This window comes from Dokdonella sp. (assembly GCF_036518555.1).
In the GTDB taxonomy this organism is placed as follows: domain Bacteria; phylum Pseudomonadota; class Gammaproteobacteria; order Xanthomonadales; family Rhodanobacteraceae; genus Dokdonella_A.
In genome coordinates this window covers 1-12,741 of sequence record NZ_DATDMY010000297.1, presented here as the reverse complement: position 1 = coordinate 12,741, position 12,741 = coordinate 1, and the positions used below count along the sequence as shown (strand labels likewise).

13 protein-coding genes and 1 tRNA gene are annotated in these 12,741 nt (G+C 69.6%); 6 read left to right on the top strand and 8 right to left on the bottom strand.

The features are described 5' to 3' along the window. Together VI238_RS16055 and VI238_RS16050 are read right to left on the bottom strand one after the other, a co-directional pair. A partial coding sequence (locus VI238_RS16055) for a hypothetical protein (RefSeq protein ID WP_331653173.1) occupies positions 1 to 639 on the bottom strand: 639 nt, incomplete at its 3' end. A gap of 452 nt (positions 640 to 1,091) precedes the next feature. Beyond that, positions 1,092 to 1,167, bottom strand: a tRNA-Phe gene (locus VI238_RS16050). 415 nt (positions 1,168 to 1,582) lie between these two features. Here VI238_RS16050 and VI238_RS16045 point away from each other — a divergent pair. Then, entirely contained in the window at positions 1,583 to 2,383 is an 801-nt protein-coding gene (locus VI238_RS16045; protein ID WP_331653172.1) for an SDR family oxidoreductase, read from the top strand. A 3-nt stretch (positions 2,384 to 2,386) separates the two neighbouring features. On the opposite strand, the gene VI238_RS16040 is transcribed toward VI238_RS16045, so the two are convergent. The 4 genes from VI238_RS16040 to dksA all read right to left on the bottom strand — a co-directional run bounded on the left by VI238_RS16040 (position 2,387) and on the right by dksA (position 6,818). Further along, positions 2,387 to 3,682: a hypothetical protein gene (locus tag VI238_RS16040; protein ID WP_331653171.1), complete on the bottom strand. Its 1,296-nt coding sequence runs from the start codon at positions 3,680 to 3,682 to the stop codon at positions 2,387 to 2,389. A gap of 127 nt (positions 3,683 to 3,809) precedes the next feature. Further along, the gene (locus VI238_RS16035) at positions 3,810 to 4,748 is read right to left on the bottom strand and encodes an isopenicillin N synthase family dioxygenase (protein WP_331653170.1); all 939 of its coding nucleotides are present in this window, start codon (positions 4,746 to 4,748) and stop codon (positions 3,810 to 3,812) included. Positions 4,749 to 4,753: 5 nt separating this feature from the next. Further along, positions 4,754 to 6,115: a phosphoglucosamine mutase gene (glmM, locus tag VI238_RS16030; protein WP_331653169.1), complete on the bottom strand. Its 1,362-nt coding sequence runs from the start codon at positions 6,113 to 6,115 to the stop codon at positions 4,754 to 4,756. A 178-nt stretch (positions 6,116 to 6,293) separates the two neighbouring features. Continuing rightward, the gene (dksA, locus tag VI238_RS16025) at positions 6,294 to 6,818 is read right to left on the bottom strand and encodes an RNA polymerase-binding protein DksA (RefSeq protein WP_331653168.1); all 525 of its coding nucleotides are present in this window, start codon (positions 6,816 to 6,818) and stop codon (positions 6,294 to 6,296) included. On the opposite strand from dksA, the gene VI238_RS16020 reads away from it, so the two are divergent. The 5 genes from VI238_RS16020 to VI238_RS16000 all read left to right on the top strand — a co-directional run bounded on the left by VI238_RS16020 (position 6,805) and on the right by VI238_RS16000 (position 10,718). After that, entirely contained in the window at positions 6,805 to 7,269 is a 465-nt protein-coding gene (locus VI238_RS16020) for a hypothetical protein (protein ID WP_331653167.1), read from the top strand. The genes dksA and VI238_RS16020 overlap by 14 nt on opposite strands. Before the next feature lie 70 nt (positions 7,270 to 7,339). After that, positions 7,340 to 7,606 (top strand): membrane protein insertion efficiency factor YidD, encoded by a 267-nt coding sequence (gene yidD / locus VI238_RS16015; protein WP_331653166.1) that lies wholly within the window; start codon positions 7,340 to 7,342, stop codon positions 7,604 to 7,606. Beyond that, the gene (locus VI238_RS16010; protein ID WP_331653165.1) at positions 7,599 to 8,933 is read left to right on the top strand and encodes a dihydroorotase; all 1,335 of its coding nucleotides are present in this window, start codon (positions 7,599 to 7,601) and stop codon (positions 8,931 to 8,933) included. The genes yidD and VI238_RS16010 overlap by 8 nt, the downstream gene beginning before the upstream one ends. A gap of 92 nt (positions 8,934 to 9,025) precedes the next feature. Continuing rightward, positions 9,026 to 9,904: a M23 family metallopeptidase gene (locus VI238_RS16005; protein ID WP_331653163.1), complete on the top strand. Its 879-nt coding sequence runs from the start codon at positions 9,026 to 9,028 to the stop codon at positions 9,902 to 9,904. 40 nt (positions 9,905 to 9,944) lie between these two features. Further along, on the top strand, positions 9,945 to 10,718 hold the full coding sequence (locus VI238_RS16000) for a hypothetical protein (protein WP_331653161.1): 774 nt from the start codon (positions 9,945 to 9,947) through the stop codon (positions 10,716 to 10,718). Positions 10,719 to 10,862: 144 nt separating this feature from the next. Here VI238_RS16000 and VI238_RS15995 read toward each other — a convergent pair whose 3' ends face one another. After that, entirely contained in the window at positions 10,863 to 11,696 is an 834-nt protein-coding gene (locus VI238_RS15995; RefSeq protein ID WP_331653159.1) for a DUF2182 domain-containing protein, read from the bottom strand. Beyond that, the gene (locus tag VI238_RS15990; protein ID WP_331653157.1) at positions 11,684 to 12,526 is read right to left on the bottom strand and encodes a DUF899 domain-containing protein; all 843 of its coding nucleotides are present in this window, start codon (positions 12,524 to 12,526) and stop codon (positions 11,684 to 11,686) included. The genes VI238_RS15995 and VI238_RS15990 overlap by 13 nt, the downstream gene beginning before the upstream one ends. Positions 12,527 to 12,741 lie beyond the last annotated feature (215 nt).

Here is a 12,741-nt window from a genome sequence, read left to right as displayed (position 1 = left end):
TCGCGTCGCGTTACCCATCCCTTTACGCACGGTCGACAGGGTCATTCCGAACCTCGACTCGATGGGGACTGTCCCACGCAATGTCGCGCGCACCTCTCGTACGCCGCCATTCTCTTTGATCATCTGCGTCAAGGCGCGACTCGGAATGTTCTGGGCCTTCATGTGGGCAATGCGCCGATCGACCTTCTTCGATAGGTAAGCTAGCGCGCTGACGACCGCGGCGACTCCTCCTGATCCCGACGCATATTCCACGATCATCGTTTCGCCAAGCACGATCACCTGACACATGATGGCAACGGCCTTCTGTTTTCCGTCTGCGGTCTCGAGCGGCTCCGTGACCAAGTTCACATGTTTCGCGTTCAGATCTGGAACGACCTGATCCGGCGTATGCGCGTGAACGTACGAGTACATTTTGAAGCGCGCGCCAACTCCTGAATCAACGTAGTCATCGAAGCAGACGCAAGGCTTTCCAGGCTTGAGATTGTCGGCCGCCGGATAGTGTCGCTTCCCGACCGTATCGCCCTTGGCGAATATCCCCTTGATCATTTCGTCGAGCGTAGGCAGGTCGCTTGCCTCCCTATTGCCACGCCCTCGATATGTAACACGCTTTACGTGCAGCGTCCGCGAAACGAGTTTCATTGGCCCTCCCCCTGTACCAGAGAAGAATACGCCACGACCTCGACGAGCGGCCGCAAAAGTGTGCGAATGTAAGAAATCGTTGTGCTTGGCTGTAGGAAATTTCCTACATGCCTATTTGTCATCGGAGCCTGCGATTAACTCCGCCCACGCCTGCCGGGTTTTCCGCCAGGGCGAGGCACTTCTTATGCTTGTACGCGGATGCGCGCTCCCTTGTCGCTCTTCGCGCGCGCGGAACTTTCCCTCGCGCCAAACTCATCCAGAGGTGCTCTGAAAAATTCGTGCGCCAACGGAGGGTGTGGCGAACACGCCATTGGTGGGGGCAGGCCGGAGCCGGGAACGTTACTTGGCCCGGTAGCTGCGCAACGGATCCGGACTTGAGGACGCATCTTGCAAATGTACGGCAAACACCGCGAGACGATCCGAGGGCGAGACTGCGCAAGTCATTGATGCAATGGTGGCCGGGGACGGAATCGAACCGCCGACACGGGGATTTTCAATCCCCTGCTCTACCAACTGAGCTACCCGGCCAGGATGTCTTGCATGCGTGCGGTCCGAACGGACTGCAGCGGGGCCGCGTATTAAAGCCGCAGGCGGGGGCGGCGTCAAGGGTGGCGCGACGGTCGCGGATGCGAGATGCGTGACGCTGCCTGCATGGAGAGCATCGCGGCTTCCGCCGCTCCCACAGTTCATGCTGCAGCCGTGCCGCACGCGGTGCGCGGATTGCGTGCGGGCTTGCGAAGTCCTGCAGGGCGAATCAGGACGCGTGGCGGCGCAGCCGCCTCGACCTTGCGAGAGTGGCGCATCGCGAACGCCGAGGCGGCTCCGGCCTTCGGCCTTGAGCCGCCCTACAGCGTGCGCTCCCGGCAAGCGAGCGAGCGCTCAGGCGCTGCGCAGGCGCGGCCATTTGCCGCTAGGCTGCGCACTCCCCGCACGAGGAGCGTCGATGTCGTCCTTCCATGCCCTGGTCACCGGCGCGTCCGCCGGCATCGGTGCCGAGTTCGCGCGTCAGCTTGCCGCGGAGGGCTGCGGCCTCGTGCTGACGGCGCGCCGTACGGATCGCCTCGAGGCGCTCGCGACCGAGCTGCGGGATCGCCATGCGGTCGACGTCGTCTGCGTGCCGGCCGACCTCGCCGACCCGAGCGCGCCGACGCGCCTGTTCGAGGAATGCGCGCGCCGCGGACTCGCGATCGACGTGCTCGTCAACAACGCAGGCTACGGCGTCACCGGCTCGTTCCTGTCGCGTCCATGGCGCACGCACGCCGACTTCATCCAGGTGCTCATGACCGCGCCCGCGGAGCTGTGCCATCGGTTCCTGCCCGCGATGCGCGAGCGCGGCCGCGGCCGCATCGTCAATGTCGCGTCGCTCGCGGGCCTCGTGCCCGCACCGGCCGGGCACACGCTGTACGCGGCATCGAAGGCGTACCTGATCAAGTTTTCTCAAGCGCTCTCGCTCGAGAATCGGGCCTACGGCGTCCACGTGCTCGCGTGCTGTCCCGGCTTCACGCATTCGGAGTTCCACGACGTGACCGGAACGCGCGATCAGATGAAGGGCATGCCGCGCTGGCTCTGGCTCGACGCCGACGAGGTCGTGCGCGACGCGCTCGCCGCGGTCGGACGCGGCGAATCGATCCGCGTCAGCGGTCGCGTCAACCGCGCGATCAAGATGCTCGTCAAGCTGCTGCCGGACCGCCTCGGCGAGCGCCTCGTCGCAGGCGGCGGGAAGAACTTCCGCGATTCCACCTGACGCTCAGCGATCGAACGGCGCGAAGCCCCACGCGTGCAGGCGCTGCAGTCGTTCGCGCGCGATGCCGGGCTCGTCGAAGTAGATCGCGGCAAGCACGTCGGGCGGCACGTCGGGATAGGTGCGGCGGATCGTTTCCGCGGTCGCCTGCGCGCGCGCGGCGACCGTCGCCGCCTTCTTCGCGAGATGCACTGCTTCGAACGTCGCGAGCACGGCGACGGCCGCGACGATTCCGCGCACGACCCCGGCGCGCCAGCGCGTCGCCTGCGCCGCGAGCGCGAACAACCCGAGTGCACCGATCCAGAACACGCTCGAGAAACTCACGTAACGCGTCACGAACGCCTGCTCCGCACCGTAGTCCCCGGCCCGCCCGTACGCGGTCAACAGCGCGCTCGCGGCGCCGAACAGGAACAGGCCGATCCACGGCAGCGCCGCACCGCGCTCGCGCAGCGTCCACGCGGCGACGACGCCGCCCGCGAGCCCGAGCGCGCCGAGCCACGGCGCGAGATCGGTCGCGTAGCGCGCGATGCCCGCGCCGAGGAAGTCGAGCGCGTAGAGCGCGATCGTCGCCACGTCGCGCGTCGTTGCGCCGTCGCGCTGCAGCGCGAGCCCCGCGGCGAGCGCGACGGCGATCCACAGGCCCGCCCATGCCCAACGGGCGCGCACGGCGAGATCCTTTCGCGACGCGATGAGCACCGCGCCGACCGGGAATGCCGCGAAGCCGATCGCGAAGCTCGCGAACGCGACGGCTGCGCACGCGAGCGCGGCACACGCGCGCAACGGCGTGAACGCGGCGGCCGAGAGCAACGCGATCGCGGACGCCGCGCCCGCGAGGCAGACGAACACCGCGACCTGCCAGCCCCACTGCAGGTTCGCGAGGTGCCCCGGCGTGAGCGCGAGCAGGACGAACAGCAGCATCGTCGGCACGCCGATCGCGCGCGCACGCCGGAGCCGCGACGCCATCGCGACCACGACCGCCGCGTAGCCGAGCAGGAACAGCGCGCTCGCGAGCACGTCCAACCAGGTGCGTCCGTGCGACAGCGCCGTCGTCGGCAGCAGCACCGCGTACGCGCCCGCGTGCAGGTGGCCGCCGTGGATGCGGAAGAAATCCGCCGCGCCGAGCGTGCCGCGCAGGTAGCGCTCGTAGATCGGCACGAGATCGAGATGGTCCCACAGCATCATCGGAATGCGCCACGCGAGCGCGAGCGCGACCAGCAGCGCCGCGAGCGCGACGAACGCTGCGGCGACGACGATGCGTTCTCGCCGCTCGCGCGGAATCGTGCCCGGATCCGTCGCGGTCATGCCGGGCGCATCCGCGCGACGGTCGGGGGCTGAGGGCTGCGCATGATCGGCGACGTACGGGTAGCGCGTGGACCGGGGACGGGCACGCGAGGCGGCGAAGCGGGCGGCAGGTTCCGACCCGCAGCCGTCAGATCAGCTTGATCTCGCGCAACCGCTCCTGCAGGTACTCGTGCGCGGTGATCGGTTGCGGGTAGCGGTTCGGATTGTCGGCACCGATGCACGACGGCAGCGCGTCGATGACGAAGTCCGGGTTCGGATGCAGGAAGAACGGCACCGAGTAGCGCGGCTTGCGCGCCTCGTCGCCGGGCGGGTTCACGACGCGATGGGTCGTCGACGGGTAGACGTGGTTGGTCAGGCGCTGCAGCATGTCGCCGATGTTGACGACGATCGTGTCGGCCTCGGCGGTGAACGGCACCCACTCGCCCTTGCGCGACTTCACCTCGAGGCCCTGCGCGCTCGCGCCGACGAGCAAGGTGATGAGGTTGATGTCCTCGTGCGCGCCCGCGCGCACGTTCGGCACGTCCGGCGCGGTGATCGGCGGATAGTGGATCGGGCGCAGGATCGAGTTGCCGAAGTTCGTCTTGTCGTCGAAGTACGCGTCCGGCAGGTCGATGTGCAGCGCGAGCGCGCGCAGCACGCGCGAACCGAGCGTGTCGAGCGCCTCGAACAGGCCGTAGCCGTAATCGCGGAATCCCGCGACTTCGGTCGGCCACAGGTTCGGCGCCATCACGTCGGCGTAGGTCGAATCGCGCGCGATCTCGCGGCCGATGTGCCAGAACTCCTTGAGGTCCGGATACTTCGAATCCTTCGCGGTCTCGACGCCGAACGGGGTGTAGCCGCGCGCGCCGCCGCCACCCTTGATGTGGTACTTCATCTTCACGTCGGCGGGCAGCGCGAAAAACGCCTTGAACACGCCGTACGCGCCGTCGATGAGATCCTGCGCGATGCCGTGGCCGCGGATGCCCGCGAAGCCCCACTCGCGGTAGGCCGCGCCGAGCTCGGCGACGAACGCGTCGCGGTCGCTGTCGTAACGGCGGATGTCGAGGGTCGGGATGCGTGGGCTCATGGCGATCAGGCGCTGGTCGTCGCGGATGCTGCGGATCTTACGGCGTCGGCAAGTTGCGCGGCGAGCCGCTCGACGAGGCCGGCATCGCCGGCTTCGACCGTCACGCGTACGAGCGGCTCGGTGCCGGACGGGCGCAGCACGACGCGACCCTGCCCTTCGAGTTCGGCGCGCACGCTTTCGTAGACGCGCTGCACGCGCGCATCGGCGACGAGCGCCGCGGCGCCACCGGCGACGCGCACGTTGACGGTCGTCTGCGCGACCTTGCGCATGCCGGCCACCGCCTCGTCGAGGCTGCGCCCGCTGCGCCGCAGCGCGTCGAGCACCTGGAGCGCGCTGACGATCGCGTCGCCGCTGCTCGCGCGGTCGAGCGTGAGGATGTGGCCGGAGGTCTCGCCGCCGAGCACGCCCTGGTGCTGCTTGAGCTGCTGCAGCACGTAGCGGTCGCCGACGTTGGCGCGGATGAACGGCACGCCGAGCTCGCCCATCGCGCGCTCGAGTCCGTAGTTGCTCATGAGCGTGCCGACGAGCGGACCGCGCAGGCGGCCGCTCGCATGCCAGTCGCTCGCGAGCACATAGAGGAGCTGGTCGCCGTCGACGAGCGCGCCACGGCGATCGACCATCTGCACGCGATCACCGTCGCCGTCGAACGCGATGCCGAGATCGGCGCCCGCGGCGACCACCGCGCGCTGCAGCGCCTGGGGATGCGTCGAGCCGACGTCGCGATTGATGTTGAGGCCGTCCGGCTGCACGCCGATCGCGGTCACCTTCGCGCCGAGTTCGCCGAACACGGTCGGCGCGATCTGGTAGGTCGCGCCGTGCGCGCAGTCGAGCACGATGTGCAGGCCGCGCAGATTCAGCGCCGGCGGCACGGTCGCCTTGCAGAACTCCGCGTAGCGCACGACCGCGTCGCGCACGCGCACGACCTTGCCGATCGACTCGGACGCGACCGTCGTGAACGGCGCCTCGAGCTCGGCCTCGATCGCCGCCTCGACGTCGTCGTCGAGCTTCTCGCCTTCGGCCGAGAAGAACTTGATGCCGTTGTCGTGGTGCGGGTTGTGCGAGGCGCTGATGACGATGCCGGCGCTCGCGCGCAGCGACCGCGTGAGATAGGCGACCGCGGGCGTCGGCATCGGGCCGAGCAGGCTCACGCCCGCGCCAGCGGCGACGAGCCCCGCCTCGAGCGCGGACTCGAACATGTAGCCGGACACGCGCGTGTCCTTGCCGATCACGACGTTGACCGCCTGCCCGCGCGTCGCGAGCACGCTGCCGACCGCGCGGCCGAGCTTGAGCATGAACTCCGCGGTGATCGGCCATTCGCCGACCCTGCCGCGGATGCCGTCGGTGCCGAAGTACCTGCGCGCGTTCATGGCGCGAGGCGCGAGGGCCGGGGACGGAGGGCCGGGGGCTGCAAGGCGTCGACTCGGGCCGATCCATCGGCCGCTGCGCGAGGGCCGGCGAATCGCTCGTTGGCGCAGACGCCTGGCATCGCAAGCAACGGGCCGATCTCCTCGAGCCCGCGGCGCTCAGCCGTCAGCCCTGCTCGCATCAATCGCCCATCTGCTTCTGGCGATGCTCCCAGCGTTCCTGCGCATCGAGGCTGAGGGTGGCGATCGGACGCGCTTCGAGGCGCTCGATGCCGATCTCCTCGTCGGTCTCCTCGCAGTAGCCGTACCGGCCTTCCTCGATCCGCTTGAGCGCCTTGTCGATCTTCGCGATGAGCTTGCGGTAGCGGTCGCGCGTGCGCAGCTCGAGCGAATTCTCGGTCTCGCGCGTCGCGCGCTCGGCTTCGTCGCCGACGTCGCGCACTTCATCGCGCAGGCTCTCGATCGTCTGGCGGCTCTCCTCGACCAGCTCTTCGCGCCACTTCGACAGCTTGTTGCGGAAGTACTGCAGCTGGCGCGGACTCATGTACTCCTCCTTGGACGACGGCTTGTAGCCGCCCGGGAGGTCGATCGTCACGGTCGTCGGCAATGCGTAGCGGCCGTCCTGCATGGTCACGCCGTTCTCGGCGGCGGGCTCGGCTTTCTTGCTGCTCTTGGCGGCTGCGGTTTGCGGCTTGCTGGTAGTCACGAAATTCCTGGAGGTTTCTGCGGCATTGCTGCTCGCGGTCTGCGGTTTCGATGCGGGTACGGCGGCGGCGGGTTTGGACGGCTTCGCGGCCGGCGCCGGCCTCGCGGCGGGCCTGGCGACCGGTTTCGGCGCGGCCTTCGCCTTCGCTGCCGGTGCCGCCTTCTTCGCGGGAACGGCCTTCTTCACGGGCGCGGCCTTCCCGGGCGCGGCTTTCGCCACCGGTTTCGACGCCGGTTTGCGCGCCGGAGCCGGCTTCGCGGCCGGCTTGGCCGCCTTCTTCGGCGCGGCCGCCTTCGCCTTCGCCACCGGCTTGGCAGGAACCTTGCGGGACGCCGCCACCCCCGCACGCGCGGCGGGTTTGGCCGCCTTCGTGCTCTTGCGCGGATCTGCTTTGCTCTTCGCCATTCCTCGGGCCTACCTTGTGACTCGGCGGTCGCGTGTTATAGCCTAAGTCCTACCCCCCGGCAACCGCCGAAAATCCGTGCCGTGGCGTGCGATTGCGCGCGCTGCGGTGCGCGCAGATGGCCCGCCCGACGATTCTCCTGCTCCGGTATTACAAGCGCTGGTTGAGCCCGCTGCTCGGCGCGCGCTGCCGTTTCCACCCGAGCTGCTCCGATTACGCGCGCGTCGCGATCGCGCGCTTCGGCACGCTGCGTGGCGGCTGGCTTGCGTTTTGCCGCATCATCCGCTGCCAACCGCTGTGCCGCGGCGGCCTCGACCCGGTACCGATGGCATTCCGCATATGGCCGCCGCGCCACGCACACGAACAGGACCACGAGCATGACTGACTGGTTGATCACCAATGCCGAACTCGTCAACGAGGGCCGCCGCTTCCACGCCGACGTGCGCGTGAGTCGCGGCCGCATCGAGCAGATCGGCCGCGGCCTCGGCGCGCGCGGCGGAGAGCGCGTGTTCGACGCCAACGGCCGCTGGCTGCTGCCGGGCATGATCGACGACCAGGTGCACTTCCGCGAACCGGGCCTCACGCACAAGGCCGACATCGCCTCGGAATCGCGCGCGTGCGTCGCCGGGGGCATCACGAGCTTCATGGAGATGCCCAACACGAAGCCGCCCGCGACCGACCGCGCCGCGCTCGAGGCGAAGTACGCGCGCGCGGCGGAGGTATCGCGCGCGAACTTCGCGTTCTACCTCGGCGCGACCAACGACAACCTCGCCGACATCCGCGCGCTCGACCCGAAGTCCGCACCCGGCGTCAAGGTGTTCATGGGCGCGTCGACCGGCAACATGCTCGTCGACGACCCGGCCACGCTTGACGCGATCTTCCGCGACTGCCCGGTGCCGATCATCACGCACTGCGAGGACACGCCGACGATCACCGCCAACGAGGAGGCGGCGAAGGCACGCTGGGGCGACGACATCCCGATCGCGCAGCACCCGCTGATCCGCTCGCGCGAGGCGTGCATCAAGTCGACCCGGCTCGCGATCTCGCTCGCGCGCAAGCACGGCACGCGCCTGCACGTGCTGCACATCTCCACCGCGGACGAATGCGCGCTGTTCGAGCCCGGCCCGGTCGCGGGCAAGCGCATCACCGCCGAGACCTGCGTGCATTTCCTGCATTTCTGCGACGCCGACTACGCGCGCCTCGGCACGCTCATCAAGTGCAACCCTGCGGTGAAGACCGCGCACGACCGCGAAGTCATCACGCGCGCGCTCGCCGAAGGCCGCCTCGACGTGCTCGCGACCGACCACGCGCCGCACCTCGCGACCGAGAAGTCGAACCAGTACCCGCGCGCACCGTCCGGGCTTCCGCTCGTGCAGTACGCGCTGCAGTGCGCGCTCGAGCGCGTGTTCGACGGGGCGCTCACGCTCGAACGCGTGGTCGAGGCCGCGATGCACGCGCCGGCGACGCTGTTCGACGTGCGGGAACGCGGTTTCCTGCGCGAGGGTTTCCATGCGGATCTCGTGCTCGTCGACCCGAACATGCCGCACACGGTGACCGCCGAAGAGGTGCTGTCGAAGTGCTCGTGGACGCCGTTCGAGGGGCACACGTTCCGTTCGAGCATCGCGGCGACGTGGGTCAACGGCCAGCTCGCGTGGAACGACGGCCGCCTCGACGACGGCGTGCGCGGCACGCGCCTGGAGTTCGCGCGGTGACGGACAGGTACGCGCGCCCTCCGATCGGAACGGCGGCTGCTGCCGCCTGTGGGAACCGCGGAAGCCGCGATGCTTTCGCTACCACGAACCAGATGCATCGCGGCTTCCGCCGCTCCCGCCGTAAAGCCGGCACGCTTGCGGCCTTCCTCGCCACGACGACAGCGCGCATCGCGACGCTCCTCCCCGCCACACTCGTCCTCGCACACGCCGCCGCGGCGAGCCCGTTCCCGGACCAGGTCTCGCAAGGCGCGCTCGTGCGCGCGACGGTCAACCCGCATGCGAAGGTGCGCGTCGCCGGCCATGTCCTGCGCGTGGGCCCTCGCGGCGAGATCGTGTTCGGCGTCGGCCGCGACGAGCGCGGCCCGGTCACGATCGACATCACCGAGCGCGACGGCCAGCGCGAGCGCATCGCGATTCCGGTCGTGCCGCGGGACTGGCCGGTCGAACGCATCGAAGGCGTGCCGCCGAAGACGGTCGAGCCGCCACCGGAGATCGCCGAGCGCATCAAGCGCGAGCAGGCGCGCGTGGTCGCCGCGCGCGAACGCGACGACGCGCGCGAGGACTACATGCAGGCGTTCGCGTGGCCCGTCGACGGACGCATCAGCGGTCGCTTCGGCAACCAGCGCATCTACGTCGTCGACGGCCGGGACGTGCCGAAATCGCCGCATTCGGGCATGGACATCGCGGTGCCCGAGGGCACGCCGGTGAAGGCGCCCGCAGCGGGCGTCGTCACATTCGCCGACCCCGGCCTCTACCTCACGGGCGGCACCGTGCTCATCGACCACGGCCACGGCGTGAGCTCGAATTTCCTGCACCTCTCGCGCATCGACGTGAAGCTCGGCCAGCGCGTCGCGCAGGGAGACGTCATCGGCGCCGCGGGCATGACCGGCCGCGCGACGGGACCGCACCTGCACTGGGGCATGAACTGGTTCGACGTGCGCGTCGATCCGCTCCTGCTCCTGAATCCATGACACCGTCCGCTGCCGGGGCCGTGAACACGGGGCCGTCGCGATGACCCACGTTCGCGGTTCGACGGCGACGCACATCCACGCGAGCAAGGTGCCCGCCGTGACGCTCGGGTTCTGGCTCGTCAAGACCCTGGCGACTACGCTGGGAGAAACCGGCGGCGACGCCGTGACGATGTCCATGGGCCTCGGCTACCTGGCCGGCACCGGCATCTTCGCCGCGTTGCTCGTGGTCGCGGTGTCGGCGCAGATCCGCGCGACGCAGTTCAATCCGTGGTTGTACTGGTTCGCGATCATCGCCAGCACGACCGTGGGAACGACGCTCGCGGACTTCGCGGACCGTTCGCTGGGCATCGGCTACCCCGGCGGGTCGGTACTGCTGCTCACCCTCCTCGTCGCGTCGCTCGCCGCGTGGTACCGGAGTACAGGTTCCATCTCGGTCGAAAGCGTCACCCATGCTCGATCCGAGACCTTCTACTGGATCACGATCACGTTCTCGCAGACGCTCGGAACGGCACTCGGCGACTGGACCGCGGACACGGCCGGCCTCGGCTACGCCGGCGGCATGGCGATTTTCGGCGGGCTGCTCACCCTCGTCGCGGCACTGTACTTCGCCAGCTCCATCTCGAGAACGGCGCTGTTCTGGTCGGCCTTCGTGCTGACCCGGCCGCTCGGCGCAGTGGTGGGGGACTTCCTCGACAAACCAGTCGCCGATGGCGGCATGGCGCTCGGCCGCTATCCGGCATCGTGCGTACTGCTGATCGCGATCGTCGCGTTGATCGCACTGCTGCCGCAGCGGGCAGCGCAGCGACGCGCCTGACGCGCGTCGCCGAACCTGCGCGCGGATCTGCAACGCGTGCGCGCGCACGTTCTCGAGAATGGCCTTACTTCACTTTGCACTGCATACCGCCGCGCGCGGGCGATCCGGCATGGCCTGCCTTGCAGGCTCCAGCCCTTCGACATCTCACGCGGCGGCCTGGCCGATCATGAAAGCACCTGATCCGACGAGTACGACGCCAAGGCCTTCCACGACGCACGCTCCGCGCGGCGCGAGCCGCTCGGCGGTGATCGCGGCGGTCACGAACGCCATCGCGCGCAGGTCCATCGCGCCGAGCGCGAGCAGGACCGCGGTGAGGTTCGCGCACGCGGCATTGCAGTGCAGGCCGAGGCGCACGCCTCGTCGCCATGCCACGGACGCGCCGCGCGCGTCGTCGCCGCACGGCGCCGCGTGCCAGCAGGCGAGGCGATGCCGCTTCCATGCACTGAACTGCAACGCACCTGCGAACGTCACGACGACGCCCGCGAACGCGGGCACCGCACGCGACCACGCGGGTTGCTGCACCAGCGCTTCGCCCGCGACGGCGGCGAACGCGAACACGACGAGGCCGAGCGCGGTCCACACCGCGAAGTAGCCGAGCGCGACCATCGCGGCGCTTCGGTTCGCCTGGGCGGATGCGCCCGTCCGCTCCAGCGCCGAACGATGGCGCCACAGCACCGGCGCGAGCGTGGGCGACATCATCGCGACCATCATCGCGAGCCACATCGGAACGAACGCGAACAGGGCGCCGGACGCGCCCTGCCCGCACATCCCCATCGCGGCCATCGACGCCATCCAGGCGCCCGGCATCGGCTGTGCTCGGGTCGCCATCGATGCGCAACCGACGACCGTCGCGACGGCGCCCGCGGCGAACATCAGCGCGGCGACGACGACGAACGCGCGGCGCCCGGCGCGAAGGGGCGACGCACCGTGCGTCGCCCGACTCGTGCGGCCGCCGGCAGCGGTAATCAGCCGCAGCACGAAGCCGCCTTCGTCGGCGCCGGCGCATCGTAGGCATCGCGATGGCGCCACCAGATGCCCGACTCGTTGCGACCCTTCGGCGCGCGGTCGAGCCACTGGTACGCGCCCCAGAGGCCGTCGAGGCCGCGCGCATAGGTCGAGTAGGTGTGGTACACGACGCCGTCTTCGAGCACGAACGCGCTCATGCCCGGGCGGTCGCGCGTGTAGGTCGCAACGTCGGTACCGGTCATCGAGGCGATCTGCGCGACCGGGCCTTCCTCGCCGCGCAGCCGCCATTCCTGCACGGTCCTGCCTGCGAGCGGTTCCTTCGCGGCGACCGGCATCGGCGCCTCGCGACGCCAGTTGTACTCGATGCCGCCCTCGCGCTGCTGCCGTTCGGTGAACAGCACGTTGAAGTCGGCATTGAAGTCGCAGCCACCCGACGAGGCCCACGGGAAGCGCCAGCCCATGCGCCGTCTGAACGCCTGCAGCGTCGGCAGCGGCGCGCGCGACACCGCGCACAGCATCGTGTCGTGATGGGCAAGGTGCACCGCGAAACCGTCGAAGCCGTCCGCGATCATCGAGCACGAAGGGCAACCGGCCTCGTAGTCGGGGCCGAACATGAAGTGGTAGACGAGCAGCTGCGAGCGCCCCTGGAACAGCCCTGCGAGCGGCACCGTGCCCGCTTCGGTGTCGAACGCGTAGGGCTTCTCGATGCGCACCCAGGGCAAGGCCTGGCGCTGCCGCGCGAGCTCGTCGCTGCGGCGGGTAAGTTCCTTCTCGGCCTCGAGCAGCGCGAGGCGCGCGTCGAGCCATTGCTCGCGCGTGGCAGTGGCGTGGGTCGTAGTCATCGTGGTCTCCTCGACGGGGCGGCCCCGTCGGCCGCCACTCGTGAGGTAGATTGCGCGCTGGTCGCGCGATGCCGGGAGTGACAATCGTGTCGGGATTCGAATGGATGCCCTGATCGCCGACGCCGCGCGCGCGCTCGCGCGCGGCGACCCGCTCGGGGCGCTCAAGCGCGTCGCGTTGCGCGAGGACGCGCCCGCGCTCGCGCTGCGCGGGCTCG

Coding starts and splice junctions, on each gene's coding strand:
- VI238_RS16000 (WP_331653161.1), top strand. CDS start 9,945: ATGACCCACGTTCGCGGTTCGACGGCGACGCACATCCACGCGAGCAAG.
- VI238_RS16045 (WP_331653172.1), top strand. CDS start 1,583: ATGTCGTCCTTCCATGCCCTGGTCACCGGCGCGTCCGCCGGCATCGGT.
- VI238_RS16035 (WP_331653170.1), bottom strand. CDS start 4,748: ATGAGCCCACGCATCCCGACCCTCGACATCCGCCGTTACGACAGCGAC.
- VI238_RS16005 (WP_331653163.1), top strand. CDS start 9,026: ATGCATCGCGGCTTCCGCCGCTCCCGCCGTAAAGCCGGCACGCTTGCG.
- VI238_RS16040 (WP_331653171.1), bottom strand. CDS start 3,682: ATGACCGCGACGGATCCGGGCACGATTCCGCGCGAGCGGCGAGAACGC.
- VI238_RS15990 (WP_331653157.1), bottom strand. CDS start 12,526: ATGACTACGACCCACGCCACTGCCACGCGCGAGCAATGGCTCGACGCG.
- yidD (WP_331653166.1), top strand. CDS start 7,340: ATGGCCCGCCCGACGATTCTCCTGCTCCGGTATTACAAGCGCTGGTTG.
- VI238_RS16010 (WP_331653165.1), top strand. CDS start 7,599: ATGACTGACTGGTTGATCACCAATGCCGAACTCGTCAACGAGGGCCGC.
- glmM (WP_331653169.1), bottom strand. CDS start 6,115: ATGAACGCGCGCAGGTACTTCGGCACCGACGGCATCCGCGGCAGGGTC.